Origin of the sequence: Pseudarthrobacter sp. TAF60_1 (assembly GCF_052113505.1) — a bacterium.
GTDB lineage: Bacteria > Actinomycetota > Actinomycetes > Actinomycetales > Micrococcaceae > Arthrobacter.
This window is the reverse complement of sequence record NZ_JBFRDI010000003.1, coordinates 94,095-118,258: the sequence shown is the minus strand read 5'-3', so window position 1 is coordinate 118,258 and position 24,164 is coordinate 94,095. Positions and strand designations below refer to the sequence as shown.

The following is a 24,164-nucleotide window of genomic DNA, read 5'->3' as shown; positions in this document are numbered from 1 at the left end:
GACTACTTGGCCGTGATGTTGTAGTAGAGGATTTCGCCGTTCCAGCCGGTCTCCGCCTTCACAACGTGGTTGCTCCACACAATCGGCTTTGCGTAATCCCAGAGAGGCAGGCCGGGAAGGTCCTGGAAGAGGATCTCCTGTGCCTGGTTGAACTTGTCGTTCGCCTCCGTCGTGGACTTGGCAGCCAGGCCCTCCTTGAGCAGCTTGTCGAACTCAGGGTTCGAGTACTTCTCGTAGTTAGAGGATGCGCCCGTGGCCCAAACCGGTCCGAGGAAGTTGTACAGGGACGGGTAGTCGCCCTGCCAGCCGGCGCGGGTCAGGCCAGGGAGAGACTGTGACTTGCGCAAGTTGAGGACCTCAGCGAACTTGGCGAACGGCTGGATCTCAGCCTGGATGCCGAGGTTGTTCTTGAAGCCATTGGCAACGGCGTCGATCCATTCCTTGTGCCCACCGTCGGTGTTGGAGGCAATCTGGAGCGGCTTGGAGCCGTCGTACGGCTTGATCTTTTCAGCCTGGGCCCACAGGTCCTTTGCCTTGGCGGCATCGAACTTGAGGACTTCGCTGCCCTTGAGGTCAGCCTTGAAACCATCGATCACCGGTGGGGCGAAGGCCTTGGCCGGAGTACGCGTCCCGTTGAACACAACCTTGGTGATCTCTTCACGGTTGATGGCGTAGGAAAGGGCCTGGCGGCGCAGCTTTCCGGCTTCACCCTGGAAGTTCGGGTTGTAGGGCGGGATATTAAGCGTGCCGTTAGTGGCGACGGGCTTGGTGGCGCTTCGATCCGGGAAATCTGCAGCGTAAGTCTTGGTCGCGTTTGAAGGCAGGACGTCGGTGATGTCGAGGTTGTCAGCCTGCAGGTCCGTGTATGCGGGGCTCGGATCGGTGTAGAACTTGAAGGTCACACCGCCGTTCTTAGCTGAGCGGGGACCGCTGTAGTCGGGGTTCTTCACCAGAGAGATTGACTGGTCATGGACCCAGGCGCCGGTTTTTTCGAACTTGTACGGGCCGTTGCCGACCGGGTTCTCACCGTACGTCTTCGGGTCGGCCAGCGCTGCGGAGGGCAACGGGTAGAAGGCCGAGTAACCCAACCGCAGCGACCAGTCAGCTTCAGGCTGCGCCAGCTTGACCGTAAGTGTGGAATCGTCGGTGGCCTTCAGGCCAGACATTGTTTGGGCCTTGGGAGCCGGGGTGGTGGTGGTCTTGCCGTCCGCGGCTTTTTCAGTGGTCACCGCGGAAACATCGTCGTAACCGGCGATGGATTCGAAGAAGAAGCTGTTGTTCTGCAGGTTCTTGGAGTTGGCAGCGAAGTTCCAGGTGTCAACGAACGTCTTGGCAGTAATTGCTTCGCCGTTGGTGAACTTTTGGCCCTGTTTGACCTTGATGGTCCAGTTCTGGGCATCCGGTGACTCAATGGACTCGGCAAGGGCATTGACCGCTTTGCCGTCCGGATCGTAACTGCGGAGGCCTTCGAAAAGCAGGTTGATGACGCGGCCACCATTGGTTTCATTGGTGTTCGCCGGCAGCAAGGGGTTCTGCGGTTCGCTGTTGTATGCGGTGATGACCTTGTTGGGGTCACCGGCAGATTGGCTGGCACCGTCATTGCTGCCGCCTCCAGCGCCGCAGCCGGTCAGGGCTAGGGCGGCGATCGCCACCATGCCGAGTGCTTTGGAAGTGCGCGTGAAACGCATTCCGCCTCCTATGAGTTGTGGGAGATGTTCAGGGAATCTTTTGCTCCCCGGCAGGCCTGTCACGGATTTACCCTGTGACGCAGCCCATGTACGAGTAGCCTAACCGCACAAAGTCCAAATACTGGTACACCGTTGCCAAACCGTAATCAGTTAACCGCTGATAACCAGCCTGCCCCGGAAAGTTGCGCAAGTCACATGCTACTCGTTGGTAGGACTAGGGCGAAATCGGCCCCGGCGCTGGTGCGGAGGGCGTTCGGAAAGGCCCCTCCCGGCCTATTTCAGGCGCCACTCCCACACGTTCCACCACACGCCCAGGGGGCCGGAGCTGGGTTTAATGCCGGTCACTCGGCTGCTGTACGCAACTGTTCCGGTGGTTTGGTAGAGCGGCAGGCCGTAAGCGTCTTGCCATATCCGTTTGTCGACGTTGGCCAACAGTTCGTCCTGTTTTCCCAGGTCCGTGGTGCTGGCCAGTTCCTCCATGGTCTTATCGGCTTCGGCGTCGGAGAACCCGGTGAAGTTGCTGCCTCCGCCGGTCTTGAAGATTTGAGGGACGCGGCTGACACCTACCCCGGGACCTATCCAGCCCAGGATGGCAGCGTCGTAGGCGCCCCTGCTGAGCGCTGCTACCCAATCAGAACTGCCGAGGCCTGCATCTTCAACGGTGAAGCCTGCGGCCCGGGCGGACTCACGGATCAGGGAAAAGGCCCGTACGCGGTTGGGATTGTCTTTGTTATACAGGATCCGGATTGTCGGGGCAGCACCACGGAGTTGCGAGGCAGCGCCCTGGATATCCACCTTGGAATATTCAGCGGATCCGTTGTTCCTGACGGCATCGGCGTACTTGGGATGGGACGGAAGGAATACGTGCGAGTCCAGCGGTTTTGCGTCATCCACCAGGCCGCCCACCACGTCCTTGACAATCTCCTCCCGCGGAACCGTCTTGAGGAACGCCGCACGGACGTCCTTCTCGGCGAACGGGCCGGAGAACTTCAAATCCAGATGGTCGTAGCCCGTCTGGTTGTACCGCTCCACGGTGTTTCCCTGTGCAGCCAGCCCATCGAAAAGCCCCTCGGTACCGGCAGAGGGCTGCGGGGCAACGATGTCAGCCTGCCCCGTGCGGAGGGCCGCAGCAGCGGCGCCGGCAGCCCCGGTGAAACGCACGGTGATCTCATCCAGATAGGGCTCAGCACCCCAAACGTAATCCTTGTTCCGGACCAGCGTCAGAGAGGCGCCCGGATTCATGTCCCGGACAATGTACGGGCCGCTGGAGAGATACATCGCGGGGTCCGGCGGCAGCGTCTTGGTATCGAAACCAGTGTTCCAAAAATCGCTGACGCGCTTCAGCGGGGCATTAACCGCGGGGCGCTTGGCATCACCGCGCGGCGAGTCCCTGAGCAATTCGATGAGGTCGCCTTCGTCGTTCAGGCCGCTTTTCGCGGCGACAACATGGGCCGGAAGGCCGACGTCGAACGCCACCTCCCAGTCCGCGTACGGTGACAGGTATTCGAGGGTGATCGACCGGCCGTCGCTACCAATTTCCGGGAAAGCAGTGGCCGCCAGGCCGGTCCTGTCCGAAGCGGCGGAAAAGTAGGTGGTGCCGGTCCCGGACTTGGCGTCGGCGTCGTCGAAATAGCCCGAACCCGCCGCCCACGCCAAGAGGAGGTCCCCGGCGTCTATTGGGGCGCCGTCGGACCATTTCACACCCTCGTTGACGGTGTATTTCACCTTCAGCGGCCTGTCGGACACCTTTTCAATGCGCCCGAACTTCTCGTTGCGGACCACCTTTTCGGTGTTATCCACGTAGTAGAACCCGGAATGGGTGATGTTGCCGATCTTGGCGTTGATATCCGTGTTGCCCGTGGCGCTGAACGGGTTGAAGGAAGTAAAGGCATTCACCTCAGCCACAGTGACGCTGCCGCCGCGTTTGGTCTCGCCCACCACCACGGGCGCGGCTCCCCCGGAACCGGAACATCCTGAAATGACCAGCGCCGCAGCCACGGCCGCGGTTATGACCTGAATCAGACGCCTCAGCGGCATGCCGTCTCCTTTGCCAGTTCCGGAATCAGACGTTGAAGCGGAACGTACTTTTAGCCACACGCCGTTGAGTCACTTTGTTTTCATAGAATTCTAACGGTCCAGGAGTAGGCCCAGGAGCAAGGTCCGCCTGCCGCATATCATGAGGATCAGCCCTCTGCCGATCCTGAAGGAAGCACATGCCCCAGTCTTCACAACCGTTACGCAAGCTTGGATTCCTCACTATTGGCCTGTTCGATCCGGCGGATCCGGCCGTGGGTCACGAATCGACCCTGCAGGTCATCGAACTGGGCGAGCAGCTTGGATTCGACAGCGCCTGGCTGCGCCACCGCCACCTGCAGTTCGGCATCTCCTCTCCGATAGCGATCATGGCCGCTGCCAGCCAACGCACCTCCCGGATCGAACTTGGAACCGCCGTAACCCCGATGGGCTGGGAAAACCCCTTGCGACTGGCGGAGGATCTGGCCACCGTCGATCTGCTCGCCGGCGGGCGAATCAATCCGGGCCTGAGCGTGGGTGAACCAATGCACTTCGACACGGTGAAGCACGAGCTGTACCCGGACACCGCCGAACTGGAGGACTTCAGCTATGCACGGGTGGAGCGGCTTGCGCGTTTGATTGCGGGGGAACCGGTCCGGGAGTTTTCCGGCAAGCAGGGTGTCGTCGAGGAATTCTCCAACCGCGTCGAGCCGCACTCTACCGGGCTGCGTGAACGACTTTGGTATGGGGCGGCAAGCAAGAAATCGACCGAGTGGGCCGGGGCGAACGGATTCAACCTGCTCTCCAGCAGTGTGATTTTTCCGGAAACGCATGAGGAACCGGACTTTGCCGACATCCAGCAATCACAGATCCGCGCCTACCGTGAAGCTGCCGCAACATCAACCCAATCGCACGGACCAGCCCGGGTCTCGCAAGGCCTGGTAGTGATCCCGACCGATTCGGCTTCAGCGAAGCAGCGGGAAAAGTACCAGCGATACGTCGACGAACGCACGCCCCGGACCCGGATGCCGCAGGGGCCGCGACGGATGCTGTTCGCCGCCGATCTCATTGGCACCAGTGATCAGATTGCCGAACAGCTGTATGCCCACGCGGGGTTCCAGGAGGTCGACGAGGTGGCGTTCGCGCTCCCCTTCAGCTTCGACCATGAGGACTATGTCCAGATCCTCACCGACATCGCCACCAGATTGGGTCCGGCACTGGGATGGAGCCCGGCGCGGGCCGGGCAGTAGCTGGTCCTGAACGCGAAAATCGCGCCCCGGCTGTGCCGGGACGCGATTTTCGTGGGCGTGGCTAGACGTTGAAGCGGAACTCCACCACGTCGCCGTCGGCCATCACGTATTCTTTGCCTTCGATCCGGACCTTGCCTCGGGACTTAGCCTCGGCCATCGATCCAGCCTCAATCAGGTCATCGAACGAGACTACTTCGGCCTTGATGAAACCGCGCTGGAAGTCGGAGTGGATCACGCCGGCTGCCTGCGGGGCCGTATCGCCCTGGTGAATGGTCCACGCCCGGGTCTCTTTCGGACCGGCCGTCAGGTAGGTCTGCAGTCCGAGTGTGTGGAAACCGACGCGGGCCAGCTGGTCAAGGCCGGACTCATCCTGCCCGTTCATCTCCAGCATTTCGCGGGCTTCTTCCTCGTCCAGCTCCACGAGGTCGGACTCGAGCTTGGCGTCGAGGAAAATAGCGTCGGCAGGCGCCACCAGGGCACGGAGCTCTTCCTGCTTCTCCGGGCTGCCGAGGATGCCTTCGTCCGCATTGAAAACGTAGATGAAGGGCTTGGCGGTCAGGAGGCTGAGCTCTTTGAGGTGCTCCATCTCAAGCTTGTCGCTCTTGATCGAGGAGAAGATGGTGTCGCCGCGTTCCAGGACCGTCTGCGCCGCCTTGATGGCTGCGAGCTCGGCTGCATCCCGCTTCTTGATCTTGACTTCTTTTTCGATCCGCGGAATCGCGTTTTCGATGGTCTGAAGGTCTGCCAGGATCAGCTCAGTGTTGATGGTCTCCATGTCCGAGCGAGGATCCACCTTGCCATCAACGTGGATGACATCGGGGTCATCGAACACGCGGACAACCTGGGCGATGGCTTCGGCTTCGCGAATGTTGGCCAGGAACTTGTTGCCCAGGCCTTCGCCCTCGGACGCGCCCTTGACGATACCGGCGATGTCCACGAACGACACCGGCGCAGGCAACAGGCGCTGCGAGCCGAAGATCTCCGCAAGCTGCTTGAGCCGGGGATCCGGCAGGTTCACGACGCCCACGTTCGGTTCAATGGTGGCGAACGGATAGTTCGCCGCCAACACCTGGTTGCGGGTCAGTGCGTTGAAAAGAGTTGATTTGCCGACGTTGGGCAGTCCGACGATGCCAATAGTAAGAGCCACGAGCACTGATTCTACCGGTTGCGGCACATGCTGGCCCCAGCGGGTCCAACGGCGGCCGCGCACCGGTGCCGGCAGCGCCGGGAAAGACTGACGGAATATGTCGCTTCCGGAAAATGTCGGAGGGCCGTGCCACAGTGAGCCTATGGATGCTTTAGCCCTGATTCTCGCCCTGTTAATGCTGCTGCTCGGTGCCCTCGCCGGCGCCGCCGCCACCTATCTGCTCCTGCGTCGCCGCACCGTCGCCGTGGAGGAGGACTTCGACGCCGTTTCCGCGCGCCTTTCCGAGGTCAACGCGCAGTTCGCAGCGGCCGACGCCGAGCGGCGCCTTCTCAGCGCACAGAACCGGGAACTCGGAGAGTCGCGCAACCAGGACGGCAACGTCCTGCGCGCGCTGGCGCCGGTGGCGGAAAAGCTAACGGCCGTGCAGCAGCAGGTGGCACTGCTTGAGCGGGACCGCCTGGAACAGTACGGCCAGCTGGCGCAGCAGCTGCAGGAAGCCCGGCTATCCGATGCCCAGCTGATCCGTTCCACACATGCCCTCGAGTCCGCCCTCCGCTCCAACAGTGCCCGCGGCCAATGGGGCGAGGTGCAGTTGCGCCGGGTAGTGGAAGCATCGGGAATGTTGAAGCACGTCGATTTCCTGGAACAGGTTCACAGCGCTGGCGGCGACTCTACAATCAGGCCGGACCTGGTGGTCCAGCTTCCGGGCCAGAAGCAGCTCGTGGTAGATGCCAAGGTTCCGCTGTCCTCATATCTTGAAGCGCAGGAACTTGGCTCCGGGTCCGGTTTGGAACAATCCAACGCCATTGGTCAGGGCGCGAAGGCCCACGCATCCCAGCAAACGCTGCTCGCGGCGCATGCAAAAGCCCTGCGCGCGCACGTGGACGCGCTCAGCAATAAAAAATACTGGGACATCCCCGGCAACTCCCCCGAGCTGGTGATCTGCTTCCTGCCGGCGGAATCCATTCTGGCAGCGGCACTCATGGCGGACGCGACGCTCCTGGACCACGCCCTGTCACGGAACGTAGTCCTCGCCTCACCGAGCACGTTGTTGGCCGTGCTCAAATCCGTGGCCTTCACCTGGCGCCAGGATGTGCTGACGGACAATGCGCGCGAACTGTTCGACCTCGCCCGCCAGCTTTACGAACGCATGGGAACACTGGGCGAGAACGTGGGAAAGCTGGGTTCGTCCCTGAAATCGTCGGTGGACCGTTACAACTCCCTGATCGGCACCCTTGAGGCGCGGATCCTGCCCACCGCACGGAAGCTCAATGCGATGGACGAGTCAGGACTGCTGACCCCAGCAGCTCTGGAAGTCACTCCGCGGTCGCTGGCCGCCCCTGAACTTCAGCAGGATGACGCGGCAGCCTAAACCCGGGAGACCAACCGCGGCACGTCAGTTGCGGCACGTCAGTTGCGGGACCGGCGTCCGCCGAGGGCGCGGCTGACGTCGCCTGCTTCCTTCAGGGTTGCGCGGAGTTCCTTGGGCAGGGAGAACAGCAGATCTTCTTCAGCCGTGATAACTTCCTCCACCGAGCCGTACCCGTAATCCGCAAGCAGGCGCAGGACATCGGTGACCAGCACTTCGGGAACGGAAGCACCGGAAGTGACGCCCACTGTCGCGACGCCCTCAAACCAGGCCTCATCCACTTCGTTGGCGAAGTCCACACGGTAGGAAGCCTTGGCACCATACTCCAAAGCAACCTCAACCAGCCGGACCGAGTTCGACGAGTTCGCTGATCCCACCACGATCACCAGGTCAGCCTGCGGCGAGATCTTCTTGATGGCCACCTGACGGTTGGTGGTGGCGTAGCAGATATCATCGCTGGGCGGATCCTGCAGCGTAGGGAACCGCTCTTTGAGTAGCCGGACGGTCTCCATCGTTTCGTCGACACTCAGTGTGGTCTGGGAGAGCCAGATGACCTTTTCAGGATCCCGGACCGTGACATTGTCCACTTCATGCGGGCCGTTGATGATCTGGATATGTTCCGGGGCTTCGCCCGCAGTGCCCTCAACTTCCTCGTGACCATCGTGGCCGATCAGGAGGATATCGAAGTCGTCCTTGGCGAACCTGACGGCTTCCTTGTGGACTTTCGTCACCAGCGGGCAGGTGGCGTCGATAGTGCGCAGGCCGCGGTCCTCGGCGGATTGGACGACAGCCGGCGACACGCCATGGGCCGAGAAGATCACAAGGGCGCCTTCCGGCACCTCGTCCGTTTCATCCACAAAGATGGCACCCTGCGCCTCGAGCGAGCTCACCACGTGGACGTTGTGCACAATCTGCTTGCGGACATACACGGGCGGACCATAATGCTCCAAGGCCTTTTCCACCGCGATAACGGCCCGGTCCACACCCGCGCAATAGCCGCGGGGAGCTGCGAGCAGGACCTTCTTGGGCCCCGACACCGGCGCTGCGGCAAACACTTCCTCCGGCGAGCGCCGCCTTCGCGGGACAGTTGGCATCGAAAGGGAAACTGAGGAGGTCATGCCTCCATGCTACCGGGTGGGTCGTCGCCGCCCCGGCGAAGCGATCCTGATCACAAGGCCGGCAACGAGAAGCACACCGCCCGCAATGAGTGCTCCCGTGACCCACGATCCGAAGCTGCTGGCAGCCGCCGCCACAAACTCGTTCTTGAACATGTCAGCAACCCCGTTTCCGCTGGCCGTCCGCAGGACCGCGGCGCGCGCCATGGTGGAGCCCAGGGTCCATAGACCGGCCAGCACCAGGGCCCCGAAGCCCACGCAGAAGAGCACCGACCATTTCCGGCGGGCGGCAACCAAGGCCAGAACAAACGCGATTCCGGCCCCAACGGCCAGTGGATAGCCCAGCGGAGCATAGGCGGTCAAGCCCGCGATGATCTGGCGCTGGCCCGACTGTCCAACGTTGATCAACGTTTGCTCCGGCGCTTTCAGCGGCAGCCCGGTTGCGCGCGAGATCTCCCCCGTCGCCAGTGCCACGAGGGGTGCGACGTCCAGGGTGAGGGACGACGACGAATCCGCTTCGGGAGGCAGTGTGGCCGGATCCGCGAAGCTCAGCCGGTGACTTTTGCGCAGCGTTTCCTCCCAGGCCGCAGGGTAACCGGGCAGCCCTGTCAGGGATCCTGCCGCCGCTTCCAGCACAGGCTTGACGAGACGGGCCAGCGCGTCCGGTACGGCGCCGGTGTCGATGGTGCCCACGGTCGCGGCCGCGAGCCTTTGCTGGAATGCGGCGTCCTGGCCAAGCGGTGCAGCCAGCGCCACGAAGCCATCCTCCTGGACGATGTTGCGGTCAGCCCAGATCGCGGGAATTGCCACGGCGGACAGCAGGAGGCCCAGAACGGCAGCGACGGCTGAGACGAAGGTGCGCAAAACAGGTCCTCACTGGTTGGCGGCGGCAAAGCCATCATAGGGCTGGTTCCTGGACGGCGGATGTCAGTCCCGGGTGCTACAGCTTATGGATAAGGTTGAATGACAGCCGCCAACAACCTTATCCATACCTGCTTTCGCCGAACAAAGGACCGCCATGCCTCCAGCTACACCTTCCGGGGGCAGCGCGCATGTCTGAACAGGCTGCCCTCCCAGGCACCGGGGCTTCGACTCTTCCTGCCACGGCCGCTGAGACCACCCCGGATAATCCCTGGCCATTGCAACTGCTGTCCCAGAAACTCAAGGTCCATATCGACCGTGCGCCGGCGGCCTGGGTGGAGGGCCAGGTCATCGAAATGAACCGCCGCGGCGGCAACGCCTACCTGACGCTGCGGGACGTGGACGCCGAAGTCTCGCTGCCGGCGTCCGTCTGGACGAAAGTCCTTGACCGCCAGAACATGCCGCTGGAACGCGGTTCCCGCGTGGTGGCCCTGCTCAAACCGGAGTTCTGGCTGAAAACCGGGCGCCTGAACATGCAGGTACGGGACATCCGGCCGGTTGGCCTGGGCGACCTCCTGGCCCGCATCGAACGCCTGCGCCAGGCCCTCGCCGCAGAAGGACTCTTTGCCGATTCCCGGAAGAAGCCGCTTCCGATGCTCCCCCACAGGATCGGGCTGATCACCGGGCGCGACTCGGACGCCAAAAAGGACGTACTGCAAAATGCGGCACTACGCTGGCCCGCTGTTGAATTCGAAATCCGCGAAGTCGCCGTCCAGGGCAACACCGCGGTGTCCCAGATCGTCCGCGCCCTTCGGGAGCTGGACGGCCGTGAGGACGTGGACGTCATTGTTATCGCCCGCGGCGGCGGCGCACTGGAGGACCTGCTCCCGTTCAACAGCGAGGAACTGATCCGCGCCGTGGCGGCAGCGGCCACCCCGATTGTCAGTGCCATCGGCCACGAGGCCGACCGGCCCCTTCTTGATGACGTTGCTGACCTCCGCGCGTCAACACCCACCGATGCTGCCAAACGGATCGTGCCTGACGTTGCCGAAGAGCTGGCGAGCGTGCGCCAGGCGCGGGAATACCTGCGCCGGTGCATCGGCAGGCTGGTGGAACGCGAGACGGACCGGCTCGCCTCACTCCATTCCCGGCCGGTCCTTGCCAGCCCCGAGGGGATGGTCACCGTCCGCGCGGAAGAGCTCGAACGGCTCCTGCGGCGCTCATCGGCGGCCGTCAGCTCCACTGTGGTCCGGGCAGCTGACCAGCTGGTGCACCTGCAGGCCCAGGTGCGCTCACTGTCCCCACAAAAGACCCTCGACCGCGGCTACGCAGTGGTCGAACTCGCCGACGGCCGGCCCGCCCGGGCCACGGAAACCGCCGGCCACGCAGTAGTCCGCAACCCTTCCGAGGCGCCGGGCGGAACCGCGTTGTCCGTGCGGGTCGCCGAGGGCCAATTCGGCGCCACATCCACCGGCGAACTTTAACGGCGAACTTTAACAAGGAGAAGTACATGCCCGAGACAAAGCATGATCCCGAAATCGACGCCCTGAGCTATGAGGAAGCCCGCGAGCAACTGGTCCTGGTGGTGGGCAAGTTGGAGGCCGGCGGCGCGAGCCTCGAGGAATCCCTGGCCCTGTGGGAGCGGGGGGAAGCCCTGGCCAAGCGCTGCGAGGAGTGGCTGGAGGGCGCCCGCAAGCGGCTCGCCGCCGCCCGCGACCAGCCTCTCTAGGAGCGCTCCACCAACTGACGCTCAACCCCAACGTCGAACTCCGCTTTGGGCCAATCGAGCTTCATCTCAGTCAGCGCACCCAACACGAGCTGCTGCACGGCGATCCGGGCATACCATTTCTTGTTGGCCGGAACAACGTACCAAGGAGCATGGTCCTTGCTGGTCTCGTCGAACGCGGCCTGGTAGGCGTCCATGTAGTCCTGCCAGAACGCCCGCTCCTTCAGATCTCCGCTGCTGTATTTCCAGTGCTTGTCAGGGTTATCCAGCCTGGCCAGAAGCCGCGCCTTTTGCTCGTCCTTGCTGATGTTGAGCATCACCTTGATGATCTTGGTGCCTGCATCCGTCTGCCGCCGCTCAAACTCGTTGATGGCGCGGTACCTACGCTTGATTTCCTCAGGAGTCGCCCAGTTGTGGACCTTGTGGATGAGGACGTCCTCGTAGTGCGAACGGTCGAAAATGCCCACCATGCCCGCAGCGGGGACGGCCTTCTCAATGCGCCAGAGAAAGTCGTAGGACTTCTCCTCCTCCGTGGGCGCCTTGAACGCCTTGAACTGGACACCCTGCGGGTCCATGGTTGCCATGACGTGGTTGACGATCCCGCCTTTGCCGGCCGTGTCCATGGCCTGCAGCACCAGGAGGATCCGTTTCCTGCCGCCGAACCGGGACTCTGCGAACAGTGTTTCCTGCAAAGCTGAGAGCTTCCCGTCCAGATCAGCCAGAAGCGCTTCACCATCGGCTTTATTGCCGCTGTAGCCGGGAGTCGCCTCAGGATCAGCTTTGGCAAGGGAAAAGCCCTTCCCCACCTTAAGCGTGTCCGCAGGATGCTTCTCAAATTCGACAATTCCGGCCACGGCAGTCCCTCCCCGATCGTTCTGCGCGCCAAGAAGCGCGTCACCACAGGCTAGTTCCCTTTGTACCGGCTCAGGAAGTCCGCCATGCGGTTAATGGCCTCTTCGAGGTCCTTCACCAGCGGCAAGGTAACCATCCGGAAATGGTCCGGGCGGACCCAGTTGAAGGCGCGGCCGTGGGAGACCAGGATTTTTTGCTCGCGCAGCAGGTCCAGGACGAATTTCTCGTCGTCGCGGATGTGGTAGACCTCGGGATCGAGCTTCGGGAAGAGGTACATGGCACCCCTGGCCTGCTGTGTACTGACCCCCGGAATGGCGTTGAGCATGTCGTAGGCCTTGTTGCGCTGCTCGAGCAGGCGGCCTCCCGGCAGGATCAGGTCGTTAATGCTCTGGTAGCCGCCGAGCGCCGTCTGGATGGCGTGCTGGGCCGGAACGTTCGCGCACAGGCGCATGTTCGCCAGCAGGCTGATGCCCTCGAGGTAGTCTGCGGCATCCTTCTTGGGCCCGGAAATGGCCATCCAGCCGGCCCGGTAGCCGCACACCCGGTAGGCCTTGGAGAGTCCGCTGAAGGTGAGGCAGAGGACGTCGTCCCCCGTCAGGCCGGCCAGGTTGATGTGCACGGCGTCTTCGTACAGGATCTTCTCGTAGATCTCGTCAGCAAAGATCACCAGGCCGTGCTTTTCGGCCAGCGCCACGATCTTCTTCAGCGTCTCTTCCGGGTAGACGGCACCCGTGGGGTTGTTCGGGTTGATCACCACAATGCCCTTGGTCCGGGGCGTGATCTTGGCTTCCATGTCCTCGAGGTCGGGCTGCCAGCCGGATTCCTCATCGCAGAGGTAGTGCACGGGCTTGCCGCCGGCGAGGGCAACGGAGGCGGTCCATAGCGGGTAGTCGGGCGTGGGGATCAGGACCTCGTCGCCGGCGTCGAGCAGCGCCATCAGGGACATGGTGATCAGCTCGCTGACGCCGTTGCCCAGGTAGATGTCGTCCACGTGAATGTTCTGGATGCCGCGGGTCTGGTAGTACTGCGAGACGGCGGTGCGGGCCGAGAAGATGCCGCGTGAGTCGCTGTATCCCTGGGCATGCGGCAGGTGGCGGATCATGTCCACCAGGATGGCGTCCGGCGCTTCGAATCCAAATGGTGCAGGGTTTCCGATGTTCAGTTTGAGGATCCTATGACCCTCCGCCTCCATCTGCTGGGCGGCCTGAAGAATCGGTCCACGGATGTCATAAAGGACGTTGTGAAGCTTGGTGGACTGCTTGAATTCTGCCATTCATCAAATATGCCATAGGACGGATGTACTTCCGTTGAGACCTCGGACACACGAGGGGAGGCAGCGTACGACGGCGGCGGCCGGCCCGCGTGAATCCTCCCGTGGGTCCGGCAGCCGCCGTCGTGGTTTACCGCAAAAGGTGAGGTGCTACTTGACGATGCCCTTGTCCTTCAGCCAGGAGGCTGCTGCGTCTTTGGGGTTTTGCTTCTGGCTGCCGCTGACGGCGCGGTTGAGGTTGATCAGGTCATCCGTGGTGAGGATCCGCGAAACATTGTTAAGCGCCTCTTTGGCCTTGTCAGTCATTTTTGCCTTGTTGTAGAGGGGCAGGACCTGCTGGGCCTTGAAGTTGTTCTTGGGATCCGCCAGGACTACCAGGTCGTTATCCGCGATGGACGGCGTGGTGGTGTAGATGTCCGCCACCTGGACGTCGTCGGTCAGCAGCGCCTGCAGGGTCAGGTTGCCACCGCCGTCGCTGAATGGCTTCAGCGCCTTCATTTCGCAGCCGTAGTTTTGCTTCAGGCCGGGGAAGCCGTAGGGACGGGTCTCGAAGGTGGCGGGTGCCCCCATGGTCAGGTCCTTGCAGACCTTGGCAAGGTCCTCAATGGACTTCAGCTGGTACTTCTCGGCCGTGGCCTTTGTAACAACCATGGCGTCCTTGTCTTCAGCCTTTGCCGCGTCCAGGACCGCCAATCCGTCAGGGAGTTTGCCGGGGAGGGCTTTGTAGACATCGTCGGCTGAGACTTGCGGGGCAGCAGCGTCGAAGTAGGAGAGCAGGTTGCCGGTGTAGTCCGGCACGAGGTCCACCGAGCCGTCCTGGACAGCCTTGACGTATATTTCCCGGGAGCCGATGTTCGGCTTGGTGGTGGCGGTCACGCCGGCAGCGTTGAGCGCGCCTGCATAGATTTCCGCGATGACCTGGCTCTCGGGGAAGTCGGCGGAACCGACAGTCAAGGACCCGCCCCCGCCGCCGCTGGCGGCGCTGGTGCTGGGCGTGGCCAGCGGGTTGCTGCCACCGCAGGCCGTCAGAGCTACGGCAAGGCCGACTCCGGCGGCCAGGCCGGCCAGGCCCCGGCGGGTGACGGTTGTCCGGACGTTATCTTTCATAGGTACCTCCTTGAACAGCAGCTGGCGCAGGCGCGGCAGCTGGGAGATCAACGGTGGCCGTCCGGCCACCGCGGGGATCGGCTTTGAGGCCCGGCGAAAGAATGGTTCTTTGCACGGCGGCCAGGATCAGGTCAATGACAATTGCCAGCACTGCAATGAGCAGCGAGCCGGCAAGCATCCGGGGGAAGTCCTGCAGGACCAGCCCGTCAAAGAGGTAACGGCCCAGGCCGCCCAGCGGGAGGTACGCCACCACGGAGACCGTGGCGATGATCTGCAGGACGGCGGTACGGATGCCCCCGAACATCACCTGCAGCCCGTTGGGAACCTCAACCCGGAACAGGATCTGCAGTTCGGTCATGCCCATGGCCCGCGCCGCATCCACCACGGCTCTGTCCACGCTGGCGATCCCCGCGTAGGTCCCGGCAAGAAGCGGCGGGACCGTCAGGATGACCAGGGCCCAGACCGGGGGCATCAGGCTGCTTCCGGCAAGGAGGGCGAAGAGCACCAGCAGGCCCAAGGTGGGCAGGGCGCGCAGCGCACCGGCCACCGCAACTGCCACGACGCGCCCGCGGCCGGTGTGCCCGATGTATAGCCCGGTGGGAACCGCCAGGACGGCAGCAATCACGAGCACCAGTGCGCTGTACTGGAGGTGCTCGGTAAGCCGCACGGGGATGCCGGAACTGCCGGTCCAGTGCGCCGGGGCAGCGAGCCAGGCAAAAGTGTCAGTGAAGATGTTGCTCATGGTCCGGCCCCCGCATGGACGCTGGCGTCGGCCACGTACTGTGCGCTGACCGGAACCGACGGACCCGGCGTTGTGACGGCGCGGGTCCACGGAGTCAGCAGCCTCTCGAGCAGGACCAGCACCGCGTCCATCAGCAGTGCGAGCACCAGTATGGCCAGGATGCCCACCACCACTTCGGTGACGAAGTTCCGCTGCAGTCCGTCGGTGAACAGCATCCCGAGGTTGCCCACCCCCAGGAGGGCCGCGACGCTCACCAGCGAAATATTGCTGACAGAGACCACGCGCAGCCCGGCAAACATCACCGGGAGGGATAGCGGCAAATCGATCTGGACGAAGCGGAGCCAAGGTTTATAGCCCATGGCGGTAGCCGCCTGCCGGAGGTCCTCTTCGACGGAGTCAAATGCGTCAAGGGCCGCCCGGACCAGCAGCGCCACGGCGTAGAGGGTCAGCGCGACAATGACGTTGAGGGGGTCCAGTATCCGCGTTGCGAGGATGGAGGGAAGGATGATGAACAGTGCCAGTGACGGGATGGTGTACAGCAACGAACTGGCCGTCACCACGACGGACCTGAGCGCGGGACGGATCCGGGCCAGCTGGGCCAAGGGAATGGAAATAACCAGCCCCAGAACCATCGGGATCAGCGCCAGGACAAGGTGCTGCCCCGCCCTCTCGAGGACCATTCCGCTGTTCGCCAGGAACCACTCCATCAGAGTGCAGCCTGCCTTACCTGCCGGGCGGCCTCGATGACGGCCAGGACTTCCTGTGCCCTGATGGCTCCCAGGACCCGCCCCTCGCCGTCCACGGCCACGCCTTGCCCGGACGGAGAGGACAGCGCTGAGTCCAGCGCGCGCCGCAGGGATTCTCCTGGATGGAACAGGGAACCTCCCGGGATCAGGTCAGTATCGGTCCCCGGCCGCGCCCAGCCCAGGGGCCGCATGTCCTCATCCACCACAAGCTGCCAGTCGGTCACGGCCGCGGGGTCGCCGTCGAACTGTTCGCCGCGAACCACCAGCGTAGGCACCCGGTGGATGGCAACGGCGTCGGAAGTGGTAAAGCCGAGGTGGCGGAAGCCGCGGTCCCGCCCAACAAAGGAGGCAACAAAATCATTCGCCGGAGCCCGCAGGATCTCCTCGGGAGTGGAGTACTGGGCCAGCTTCCCGCCAACGGCGAACACGGCCACCTTGTCACCAAGAATGGTTGCTTCGTCAATATCGTGGGTCACAAAGACGATGGTCTTGGCGAGGTCCTGCTGCAGCCTCAGGAGCTCCTGCTGCAGTTCGTCCCGTACTACAGGGTCCACGGCGCTGAACGGCTCATCCATCAACAGGATGGGCGGATCGGCTGCGAGCGCCCGGGCCACGCCGACGCGCTGCTGCTGGCCGCCGGACAACTGGGACGGGTACCGCTTGCCGAGCGACGACGCCAGCCCGACGACGTCGAGCAGTTCCGTGGCGCGCTTACGGGCCTCCGTCTTGGAGACTCCGTTGAGCCGGGGCACGGTGGCGATGTTGTCCAGCACGGAGCGGTGCGGCATGAGGCCGGACGACTGCATCACGTAGCCCATGGACCTGCGCAATTCTGCGGCGGGAACCGTGGTGACGTCACGCCCGTCCACAGTGATGACGCCGGCTGTCGGCTCCACCATGCGGTTGATCATCCGCAGGGACGTTGTCTTTCCGCAGCCCGACGGTCCCACGAAGACGGTGATGGATCCCTTGTCGATGGACATGGTGAGGCTGTCCACGGCCGGACTACCGCCCTGATACTGCTTGGTGACGCTCTTGAACTCGATCATGGCTGGGTCCATTCCCGGACATACCCGTTCTGTTGGACGGCATCGGACGGTGGAGCGGTGGGCCGTAAGGTCGCTGATAATTACCGTAGCGCAATCAGTCCTTAGCGTAACCAGATCCGCGGGCAATCCGGGCAAGCGAATCCCTACTGTAACCATTCATTCGTCGCCCTGCCGCTTCCGGATGGGTCGGGGCGAACGGGTGGGGGTGCTGTCGCCGCAGCCAGCTCCCCTGACATGGAGCCCGTCCGGACTTACAGTGGGACTGTGACGAACCTGGAAGTGGCACCCGTAGAGGAACTCTGTCCGCCCGCCGGCCCAGGCGGTACGTCCGGTCCCTGCCTCCAGCTCTGGCCCGAGCGTGAGGTCCCCTTAGGTGGCGTGCGGGCCATGAATGTCCAGCGCACCCTCCCCCAGCGCGGCCTGCCCACCATCGGCGCCTGGTGCTTCCTTGACAGTTTCGGCCCGGACCGCACCGCCATGTCAGTGCTCCCGCACCCGCACACCGGACTGCAGACGGTCACGTGGCCGCTCGCCGGGAACATCCGGCACCGGGACAGCGTGGGCAGCGATGTGGTGGTCCGGCCCGGGGAGCTGAACATCATGACCGCGGGGCGGGGCGTATCCCACTCCGAGTTTGCGGTCCTGCCCGTTCCCGACGCCGGCGAACTGCTGCCGCTGCAGCGCGGACTTCAGCTCTGGGTTGCCCTTCCTGACGGCGACCGCCACCGTGAGCCGGCGTTCGAGCAGCACCGCGATCTGCCCTCCGCAACCGGGCCGGGTTTCACCGCCACTGTCATGGTGGGCGAGTTCGCCGGCGCGGTCTCACCAGCCACCATGTACTCTCCCATTGTCGGGGCGGACATCTCCTGCGAAGGCAAGGCTGTCCTGCCGCTGAACGCCGGTTTCGAGCATGCTGTCCTGGTGCTCGACGGCGGGCTGGCGCTCGATGGCCAGGAGGTCCCGCCGGGTCCGCTGGGCTACCTGGGCGCGGGCCGCTCGGTGCTGGACGTCGAGGCGCTCCCCGGCACACGGTTCCTGCTCATTGGCGGCGAACCGTTCCAGGAGGAACTGCTGATGTGGTGGAACTTCGTGGGCCGCACGCATGACGAGGTGGAACAAGCCCGCGAGGACTGGGAAGCCCAAGCGGGCCTGCCCGACGGAGAGGCCCGCGTGGCACGCTACGGACTGGTCGAGGGGCACGGCCCCGACGCCGGCGCCGAAGCCGGCCGCATCCCGGCTCCCCCGATGCCGGCCGTCAGGCTCGCCCCGCGGCGGCGCTCACTCGGTTCCTGAGGGTTCCCTCACCAGTTGCAGGACCCCGAACACGGGATCCTGGTCCAGCACGCGGACCTCGGTGATGCCGTCAGCGGCAAGATACTTCCGGAAGGCGTCCTGGAGCGGGACGACGTTCATGCCGAGTCCGCTCCCCAGGATGACAGGGCCCTGGATTCCCAGTTTCCGGAGTGCCTGCGCGGCCAGATCCGCAAGATCCTTGCCCGCCTGGTCCAGCAGCTCTTGACTGGCCTCGTGGCCTGCCGCTGCCGCATCCACTACCAGGCGTGCCTGCTGGGCCCAGAACCGGCGGCCGGTCTCCGGGGAGTGGAACAGCGCAATCAGCCTGTTCGGGTGGTCCACTCCGCAGGCTGCAAGCAGGGCCGCAGTGAGCTGGTCGGTTGGGAGCCCCTGGTTCATGCGGCGCAGGCTGTGCCGGACAGCCTCACGGCCCAGCCAGTAGCCGCTGCCTTCATCGCCCAGCAGGTAGCCCCACCCGCCGGCCCGGGCCTCCTCCCCTGCTGCGTTCCGGCCCCAGGCCGCGGAGCCGGTTCCCGCAATCACGGCCACGCCGGTGCTCGCGCCACCGGCGGCGAGCAGCAGCCTGGAATCGTGGACCACCGTGACTTTAGCGCCGGGAGCATGCGGCGCGATGAGCGCGGCGAGGGCGGCAGCGTCGTCGTCGGTATCGATCCCGCCGGCCCCCGCATAGACCTGGGCCACCGGGCCGCCTCCGATCCGGGCAAAAAGGTTCGCAAGGTTCAGCGCTGCCTGCTCGGGGGTGACGTTCTGCACGTTGGCGCTGCCGGCCGACTGGTCCGCCACGGCCGCGCCGTCCTCGAAGCGGACACCGCGGGTCTTTGTCCCGCCGATGTCCAGGCCGATAATGGCTCCTGCCGGGGTGCGCGGAGCAGTTCCGGGCCCGCCGCCGGTTTCGGGCTGGTTTCCGGACGGTTCGGCCTGGGGGCGCTCGGTGTCAGTCACGTCATCAGCCTACTGAAAGGCCGCCGTCGTGTCTCAGGCGGCGGTCCTCAGCTGCCCTGCGAGCGCGCGGCCACCAGACCCGCCAGCAGTTCCGGACCTTCCTGCAGGACCAGTTCGCGGAAGTATCTGACGGAATCCGGTTCCGCGTCCGGCCCGGGCTTCCGACGGCGCCAGCCGAGCCCGATCTCCCGGAACGCGAGCCCCGACTCCAGTGGCAGCTCAACCCAGCCCAGGGTGCCCGTCTCCGGGCTGACGTGACGCCCCGGCCCGTTGCCGCCGGGTGGCAGGATGCTGACCCCAAGGCCCGCAGACACGAGGCCGCGGGCGGTGTGCGTGTCCTGACTTTCGAAAGCGATCCGTGGGCGGAACCCTGCTTCCCGGAACAGCGCGTCGGTGAGCGAGCGCATGCCATACCCCGGCTCCAGCGCCACGAACGGGTCCCGGCGGATGTCCTGCAGCCCTACGCTTCCGCCGCCTGCCAGCGGGTGGCTGTGATGCACCACGAGACGCAGCGGCTCGCGGTACAGGGCAGCCGAGGCGATGCTGCTGCTTGCGGCAGGCACAGGGGCCGTCAACGCAAGATCCGCCTGTCCGGAAGCAAGTTCCGCGAGGCAGGCGTCCCGCGACCCCTGCCGCAGGATGAATCCCGCCTCCGGGTGCCGGCTGCGGAAGGCACTGATGAGCAGCGGCAGCGTGGCCTCACCGAACGTGTGCTGGAAGGACAGTGAGACCTTTCCCCGAACCACATCCGACTCGTGCCGGACCAGATCCAGCCCGGCCTGGAATTCAGTCAGGGCAGCGTCGATATAGGGCAGCAGGGTCCTGGCGGCCGCCGTGAGGCGCACTCCTCTTCCGTCGCGGATCAGCAGTTCAGTTCCGACGACGGCGCTGGCACGGGACAGTGCCCGGCTCACCGTTGACTGCGGTACTCCGAGCAGCTCCGCCGTTTCCGTGACGTGCTGGGTGCGGCCGAGCTCCGCAAGGATGGGGAGCAGCGGCAGGAGCTTTGCCAGTTGCTGATGATCGGTGAGCATGGTTCCTCCTTCGCTGCGCGGGCGTAAGTGTTCCATTTCTGCTATGTATCATAGCCAAAGCATGCATTGGAAGCATGAATCTGGGAAGCCTACCCTTGAACTCATGCCAGACACTGCCAGCGCCTCAAAATCGTCCGCACCGACAGGAACCTCCGCGCCCCAAGGGAATGAGTGGGCGGGCCACCCCAAAGGCTCTGCCGCCTACGGCAAGATCCTCGCGGGGCTGGCCTTCGCGGGTGTGGCGACCTTTGCGCAGCTCTACTCCACCCAGGCGGTGCTGCCGATCATGGCAACGGATCTACAGGTCACGGCGGCCGAGGCGGCGCTGACTATCTCGCTGGCAACGGTGGGCCTGGCCATCGCCGTTATTCCCTGGTCCTTCCTTGCGGACAGGATAGGCCGGGTCAACGCCATGGCCTGGGGCATTTCGGCAGCAACCGCTTTTGGACTCCTGGTGCCGCTGGCCCCCAACTTCGGAATGCTTCTCGCTTTCCGCCTACTCGAAGGCATGGCCCTGGGTGGAATCCCGGCGATCGCCATCGCCTACCTGAACGAAGAAGTGAACCGGGCCCATGCGGCAATGGCGGCCGGAAGCTATGTTGCCGGCACCACCCTGGGCGGGCTCGCCGGCCGGCTGGTGGCCGGCCCGGTGGGTGACGTGTGGGGCTGGCGGACGGCGGCCCTGGCGGTGTCCCTGCTGGCAACCGTGGCTGCTGTCCTCTTCCTGATCCTCATACCCAGGGCGAAGGGGTTCACCGCCACCAAGGCTGCCGGGCTCCGCGGCGCCTTTGCAACCCTCTCCGGCCATCTCCGGAACCCCCGGCTGGTGGCGCTCTACGTCCAGGCGTTCCTGATGATGGGAGGCTTTGTAGCGGTCTACAACTACCTGGGCTTTCGCCTGTCCGCGGAGCCTTTCGCGCTGCCTGCCACCCTGATCAGCTTCATCTTCCTGGCCTACCTCTCAGGTACCGTGACCTCCCGCTGGGCCGGGGGGCTGACGGCCCGCTTCGGCCGCCGGACCGTCCTGCTGGCCGGCCTCGTCCTGATGGCGGCGGGCCTCGCGCTGACGCTCACGCAGGTACTCGCCCTCATCCTGGCCGGCCTGGTGATCTTTACCGGAGGCTTCTTCGCGGCCCACAGCATTGGCTCCGGCTGGACCGGCATAGCTACAACCGGCCGCGCCCAGGCAGCGTCGCTCTACAACCTGGCCTACTATCTTGGCTCGAGCATCATCGGCTGGTCCGGCGGCCTGCTCTTCCAGTCCCTCGGCTGGACGGCACTTGCCCTCGTCATCGTGGTGCTGACGTTCATCACGGCGGTGGCAGTCGTCGTCGTGCATCCACCGCGGAGTGCCGCGGCACGTGGGCTGAGTTGAAGGGGAGCGGCGCCAAACAGGGCGCTGCAAAACTATACGCCACCAAACGGCGGCTACCTCTGGTGATTATTCGGGCAGGCGTGCCGTGACCGGAGATGATGGGGCGGAAACTGGCGTCTAGGATGAACTCAGACAGTTGAGGAGATCCCATGAGCAGCACCCCAAAAAACATTAGGCCGGCCAGCCACTTCGAACCGCTGGATGCCATCGATGAGCGGCTCCTCGCCGCCCTGGTGGACGATGCGAGGATCTCCAACAAGCAACTGGCCGAGCTGGTGGGCATCGCCCCCTCGACGGCGCTCATGCGGACCCGCGCGCTGTCCGAGCGGGGTATCGTCCAGGGCTTTGAGGCCAAACTCAGCCTGTCCGCGATCGGCCGGTCGGTCCAGGCCCTGGTGGCGGTCCGGCTCCGGGCCCACGACCGGGACCAGATCGACCGCTTTACGGCCCGGGTGCCCCACCTGCCCGCCGTCCTTTCAACGTTCCACACCTCAGGGTCCGTGGATTATCTGCTGCACATCGCCGTCGGAACCACCGAGGACCTGCGGGACTGGGTCCTGGACAACCTGGCCACCGACCCCGTGGTTGGCCACACCGAAACCACCCTGGTCTTCGAGCACATCCAGGGCAACCACGGTCCCCTGCCGGCGTAGTCGTCTTCGCGGCTAAGGTCGCTGCCCTTCTACAGCCGTCCGGAAAGTCAGGGCGGCGAGTGCCAGCGCGGCAGCACTGCACACCGCCACAAACGCCGTCACGGCGGCCTGCAACCCAAACGCAGCCGTGGCCCACCCCAGACCGATAACCGGCACGGCGCTGCCCAGGTACGTGATGACGTAGACGGTGCTGACCACTTGGGCGTGGTGGGAAACCTCCACTTTGGCGGCCACATCGTTAAAGACGGTCCGGAAAGCAACGCCCTGGCCAAGTCCGGCGCACACGCTGGCCGCCACCAGCAGCCCCAGGCTGTGCCAGGCCGCGGCCGATGCCACCAGCAGCACAGAGATCCCCAGGACCGCCAGGCCGGCCGGAACCACAAAGCGGCCGCGCACTGCCAGCAACTGGCTCAGGGCCGAGGCGCCAAGCGTTATCCCGGCCAACGCACCGATCAGCGGGCGGGAGTCGGTGCCTACGATCTGCGCGAAGTAGCCAGGGGCCAAGGAGAGGCAAAAGCCAAACACTGAGAAGCTGAGGAATCCGACGGCGGCCGCCAGCCAGAAGGCGCCCCTCGCCTCAGTGGACACGGACGGTCGGCGTGGAGCCAGGACCAGGATGGGCCGCGGTCCGGCCGGAGGCTTGATGGCCGGCCGGGCGTTCAGCAGGAACAAAGGCACGAGCATCCCGGCCAGCACCACTGAGTGAACGTAGTACGGGGCCGTGGTGGGTCCGGGCAGCATGGACAGCAGCCCGCCGATGACGGGGCCGGCAGCCACGCCGCCGGCCGTTGCCAGCAGGGTGAAGCGGGAGGCCCACTCCGGGCGGGATGGGAGCAGTTCCCGCAGGGCGGCGGCGCTGGCACCGGTGGCCAGGGCAACAGCCACACCCTGCAGCGCCCGGCCAGCCGAGAGTGCCAGCAGGTTCCCGGCCTGTGAGAAAACCCACCCGCCGGCCAGGCCTGCCAGAACGGCCAGAATGAGTGCAGCCCGCCGGCCGATATGGTCCGACCAGTGGCCGGCGAGCATCAGCGTGGTAACCAGGGCCAGGACGTAGCTGGCGAAGGCCGTGGTGACGCCGAGTGGCGAGAGGCCCAGATTCGCCTGCAGCAGCGGGTAGAGGGGCGTGGCCAGGTTCGCGCCGACCAGCAGCAGGGAGATGACGGCACCCGCCATCACCAGACGGGCGGTGGTGGAGGCATTCCAGCCCCGGTTCGCGGCTGTGGCCGGGCGCATTCGGAGTTCACTGAAGACTGTCATTGGCGTTGCCTTGGCATCTGCCGGGGCTGGTGGTCCTTGTGGGACGCGCCCCGGGGTGTGGGTGGATAGCTAAATCCTGCGGCACTCCTGCTTTATTTAGCTACTCCTCGTGGTTGAATTGAGCAAAATACTCAATTCCTTGGTCGAATAACTACCGAAAGTGACAGTTTGAACACTCTGGACCCCACCGATTTGAAGATACTCCTGGAGCTCATCCGCGATCCTCGTATCCAAATCGGGGAGCTCAGCGAATTGCTGGGGATTGCACGCAACACCGCTCAGTCCCGCGTCCGGCGCCTGCTCCGCGCGGGTGTGCTGCACGACGGCGGACGCGAGATTGACCTCGCGGCAGTGGGCTACGACGTCGTCGCTTTCGTCACGATCGAAGTGACCCACCGGGAACTGGACGGAGTGGTGGGCGCCCTTCGGCTCCTACCCCAGGTTTTGGAGGTCCATGAGATTTCCGGCCGGGGCGATGTGTGGTGCCGCGTGGTGGCCACAGACACGCACAATCTGCAGTCCGCCCTCCGCCAGATCCTCCGCATCAAGGGAGTCATCCGGACCGAAACGGTCCTGGCTCTCCACACCCATATCCCCTACCGCACCGAGCCTCTGATCAGCCGCCTCGCGCAGGCTGCATCGAGCAAAGGCTAG

Annotated in this window: 22 protein-coding genes; 8 read left to right on the top strand and 14 right to left on the bottom strand. The window is 64.5% G+C overall.

Translation table 11 applies throughout. From position 1 onward, the window contains the following. Positions 1 to 2 precede the first annotated feature (2 nt). Together AB4Y73_RS04105 and AB4Y73_RS04100 are read right to left on the bottom strand one after the other, a co-directional pair. Positions 3 to 1,688, bottom strand: coding sequence for a peptide ABC transporter substrate-binding protein (locus AB4Y73_RS04105; protein ID WP_441868860.1), 1,686 nt, complete (start codon positions 1,686 to 1,688; stop codon positions 3 to 5). Between the two features lie 273 nt (positions 1,689 to 1,961). Next, positions 1,962 to 3,725, bottom strand: a complete 1,764-nt coding sequence (locus AB4Y73_RS04100) for an ABC transporter family substrate-binding protein (protein ID WP_441868857.1) — start codon at positions 3,723 to 3,725, stop codon at positions 1,962 to 1,964. Positions 3,726 to 3,901: 176 nt separating this feature from the next. Here AB4Y73_RS04100 and AB4Y73_RS04095 point away from each other — a divergent pair, with 176 nt between their 5' ends. Then, positions 3,902 to 4,951 carry an LLM class flavin-dependent oxidoreductase gene (locus AB4Y73_RS04095; protein WP_441868854.1) on the top strand — a complete coding sequence of 350 codons (1,050 nt, stop codon included), beginning with the start codon at positions 3,902 to 3,904 and terminating at the stop codon, positions 4,949 to 4,951. Positions 4,952 to 5,012: 61 nt separating this feature from the next. Here AB4Y73_RS04095 and ychF read toward each other — a convergent pair whose 3' ends face one another. After that, entirely contained in the window at positions 5,013 to 6,098 is a 1,086-nt protein-coding gene (gene ychF / locus AB4Y73_RS04090) for a redox-regulated ATPase YchF (protein ID WP_441868851.1), read from the bottom strand. A gap of 142 nt (positions 6,099 to 6,240) precedes the next feature. On the opposite strand from ychF, the gene AB4Y73_RS04085 reads away from it, so the two are divergent. Next, positions 6,241 to 7,470 carry a DNA recombination protein RmuC gene (locus AB4Y73_RS04085; protein WP_441868848.1) on the top strand — a complete coding sequence of 410 codons (1,230 nt, stop codon included), beginning with the start codon at positions 6,241 to 6,243 and terminating at the stop codon, positions 7,468 to 7,470. A 38-nt stretch (positions 7,471 to 7,508) separates the two neighbouring features. Here AB4Y73_RS04085 and AB4Y73_RS04080 read toward each other — a convergent pair whose 3' ends face one another. Both AB4Y73_RS04080 and AB4Y73_RS04075 read right to left on the bottom strand, forming a co-directional pair. Further along, positions 7,509 to 8,585 carry a 4-hydroxy-3-methylbut-2-enyl diphosphate reductase gene (locus AB4Y73_RS04080; RefSeq protein ID WP_441868845.1) on the bottom strand — a complete coding sequence of 359 codons (1,077 nt, stop codon included), beginning with the start codon at positions 8,583 to 8,585 and terminating at the stop codon, positions 7,509 to 7,511. Between the two features lie 9 nt (positions 8,586 to 8,594). Continuing rightward, positions 8,595 to 9,446 carry a hypothetical protein gene (locus tag AB4Y73_RS04075; protein WP_441868842.1) on the bottom strand — a complete coding sequence of 284 codons (852 nt, stop codon included), beginning with the start codon at positions 9,444 to 9,446 and terminating at the stop codon, positions 8,595 to 8,597. A 188-nt stretch (positions 9,447 to 9,634) separates the two neighbouring features. On the opposite strand from AB4Y73_RS04075, the gene xseA reads away from it, so the two are divergent. Both xseA and AB4Y73_RS04065 read left to right on the top strand, forming a co-directional pair. Continuing rightward, positions 9,635 to 10,927, top strand: a complete 1,293-nt coding sequence (gene xseA, locus AB4Y73_RS04070; protein WP_441868839.1) for an exodeoxyribonuclease VII large subunit — start codon at positions 9,635 to 9,637, stop codon at positions 10,925 to 10,927. A 26-nt stretch (positions 10,928 to 10,953) separates the two neighbouring features. Further along, a complete protein-coding gene (locus tag AB4Y73_RS04065) occupies positions 10,954 to 11,172 on the top strand; it encodes an exodeoxyribonuclease VII small subunit (protein ID WP_441868836.1) in 219 nt (72 codons plus the stop codon). Here AB4Y73_RS04065 and AB4Y73_RS04060 read toward each other — a convergent pair. The 6 genes from AB4Y73_RS04060 to AB4Y73_RS04035 all read right to left on the bottom strand — a co-directional run bounded on the left by AB4Y73_RS04060 (position 11,169) and on the right by AB4Y73_RS04035 (position 16,947). Continuing rightward, the gene (locus AB4Y73_RS04060) at positions 11,169 to 12,023 is read right to left on the bottom strand and encodes a polyphosphate kinase 2 family protein (RefSeq protein ID WP_441868833.1); all 855 of its coding nucleotides are present in this window, start codon (positions 12,021 to 12,023) and stop codon (positions 11,169 to 11,171) included. The two genes, AB4Y73_RS04065 and AB4Y73_RS04060, sit on opposite strands and share 4 nt — an antisense overlap. A 50-nt stretch (positions 12,024 to 12,073) precedes the next feature. Then, on the bottom strand, positions 12,074 to 13,294 hold the full coding sequence (locus AB4Y73_RS04055) for a pyridoxal phosphate-dependent aminotransferase (protein ID WP_441868830.1): 1,221 nt from the start codon (positions 13,292 to 13,294) through the stop codon (positions 12,074 to 12,076). A 147-nt stretch (positions 13,295 to 13,441) separates the two neighbouring features. Next, positions 13,442 to 14,398: an ABC transporter substrate-binding protein gene (locus tag AB4Y73_RS04050; RefSeq protein WP_441868827.1), complete on the bottom strand. Its 957-nt coding sequence runs from the start codon at positions 14,396 to 14,398 to the stop codon at positions 13,442 to 13,444. Beyond that, complete coding sequence (locus AB4Y73_RS04045) at positions 14,388 to 15,140, bottom strand: ABC transporter permease (protein ID WP_441868824.1); 753 nt, start codon at positions 15,138 to 15,140, stop codon at positions 14,388 to 14,390. Before AB4Y73_RS04045 ends, AB4Y73_RS04050 begins: the two co-directional genes overlap by 11 nt. After that, positions 15,137 to 15,847: an ABC transporter permease gene (locus AB4Y73_RS04040; RefSeq protein WP_441868821.1), complete on the bottom strand. Its 711-nt coding sequence runs from the start codon at positions 15,845 to 15,847 to the stop codon at positions 15,137 to 15,139. Before AB4Y73_RS04040 ends, AB4Y73_RS04045 begins: the two co-directional genes overlap by 4 nt. Further along, positions 15,847 to 16,947, bottom strand: a complete 1,101-nt coding sequence (locus AB4Y73_RS04035; protein WP_441868818.1) for an ABC transporter ATP-binding protein — start codon at positions 16,945 to 16,947, stop codon at positions 15,847 to 15,849. The genes AB4Y73_RS04040 and AB4Y73_RS04035 overlap by 1 nt, the downstream gene beginning before the upstream one ends. A gap of 252 nt (positions 16,948 to 17,199) precedes the next feature. Between AB4Y73_RS04035 and AB4Y73_RS04030 the strand changes: the two genes are divergently transcribed. Further along, on the top strand, positions 17,200 to 18,228 hold the full coding sequence (locus AB4Y73_RS04030; RefSeq protein ID WP_441868815.1) for a pirin family protein: 1,029 nt from the start codon (positions 17,200 to 17,202) through the stop codon (positions 18,226 to 18,228). On the opposite strand, the gene AB4Y73_RS04025 is transcribed toward AB4Y73_RS04030, so the two are convergent. Further along, positions 18,214 to 19,191: an N-acetylglucosamine kinase gene (locus AB4Y73_RS04025; RefSeq protein ID WP_441868812.1), complete on the bottom strand. Its 978-nt coding sequence runs from the start codon at positions 19,189 to 19,191 to the stop codon at positions 18,214 to 18,216. The genes AB4Y73_RS04030 and AB4Y73_RS04025 overlap by 15 nt on opposite strands. 47 nt (positions 19,192 to 19,238) lie before the next feature. Then, a complete protein-coding gene (locus AB4Y73_RS04020; RefSeq protein ID WP_441868809.1) occupies positions 19,239 to 20,225 on the bottom strand; it encodes a LysR substrate-binding domain-containing protein in 987 nt (328 codons plus the stop codon). Positions 20,226 to 20,328: 103 nt separating this feature from the next. Between AB4Y73_RS04020 and AB4Y73_RS04015 the strand changes: the two genes are divergently transcribed. Both AB4Y73_RS04015 and AB4Y73_RS04010 read left to right on the top strand, forming a co-directional pair. Next, complete coding sequence (locus AB4Y73_RS04015; protein ID WP_441868806.1) at positions 20,329 to 21,600, top strand: MFS transporter; 1,272 nt, start codon at positions 20,329 to 20,331, stop codon at positions 21,598 to 21,600. Between the two features lie 149 nt (positions 21,601 to 21,749). After that, on the top strand, positions 21,750 to 22,253 hold the full coding sequence (locus AB4Y73_RS04010) for an Lrp/AsnC family transcriptional regulator (protein WP_441868803.1): 504 nt from the start codon (positions 21,750 to 21,752) through the stop codon (positions 22,251 to 22,253). A gap of 12 nt (positions 22,254 to 22,265) precedes the next feature. On the opposite strand, the gene AB4Y73_RS04005 is transcribed toward AB4Y73_RS04010, so the two are convergent. Then, entirely contained in the window at positions 22,266 to 23,510 is a 1,245-nt protein-coding gene (locus AB4Y73_RS04005) for an MFS transporter (protein WP_441868800.1), read from the bottom strand. Positions 23,511 to 23,678: 168 nt separating this feature from the next. Here AB4Y73_RS04005 and AB4Y73_RS04000 point away from each other — a divergent pair, with 168 nt between their 5' ends. Beyond that, positions 23,679 to 24,164: an Lrp/AsnC family transcriptional regulator gene (locus AB4Y73_RS04000; RefSeq protein ID WP_441868797.1), complete on the top strand. Its 486-nt coding sequence runs from the start codon at positions 23,679 to 23,681 to the stop codon at positions 24,162 to 24,164.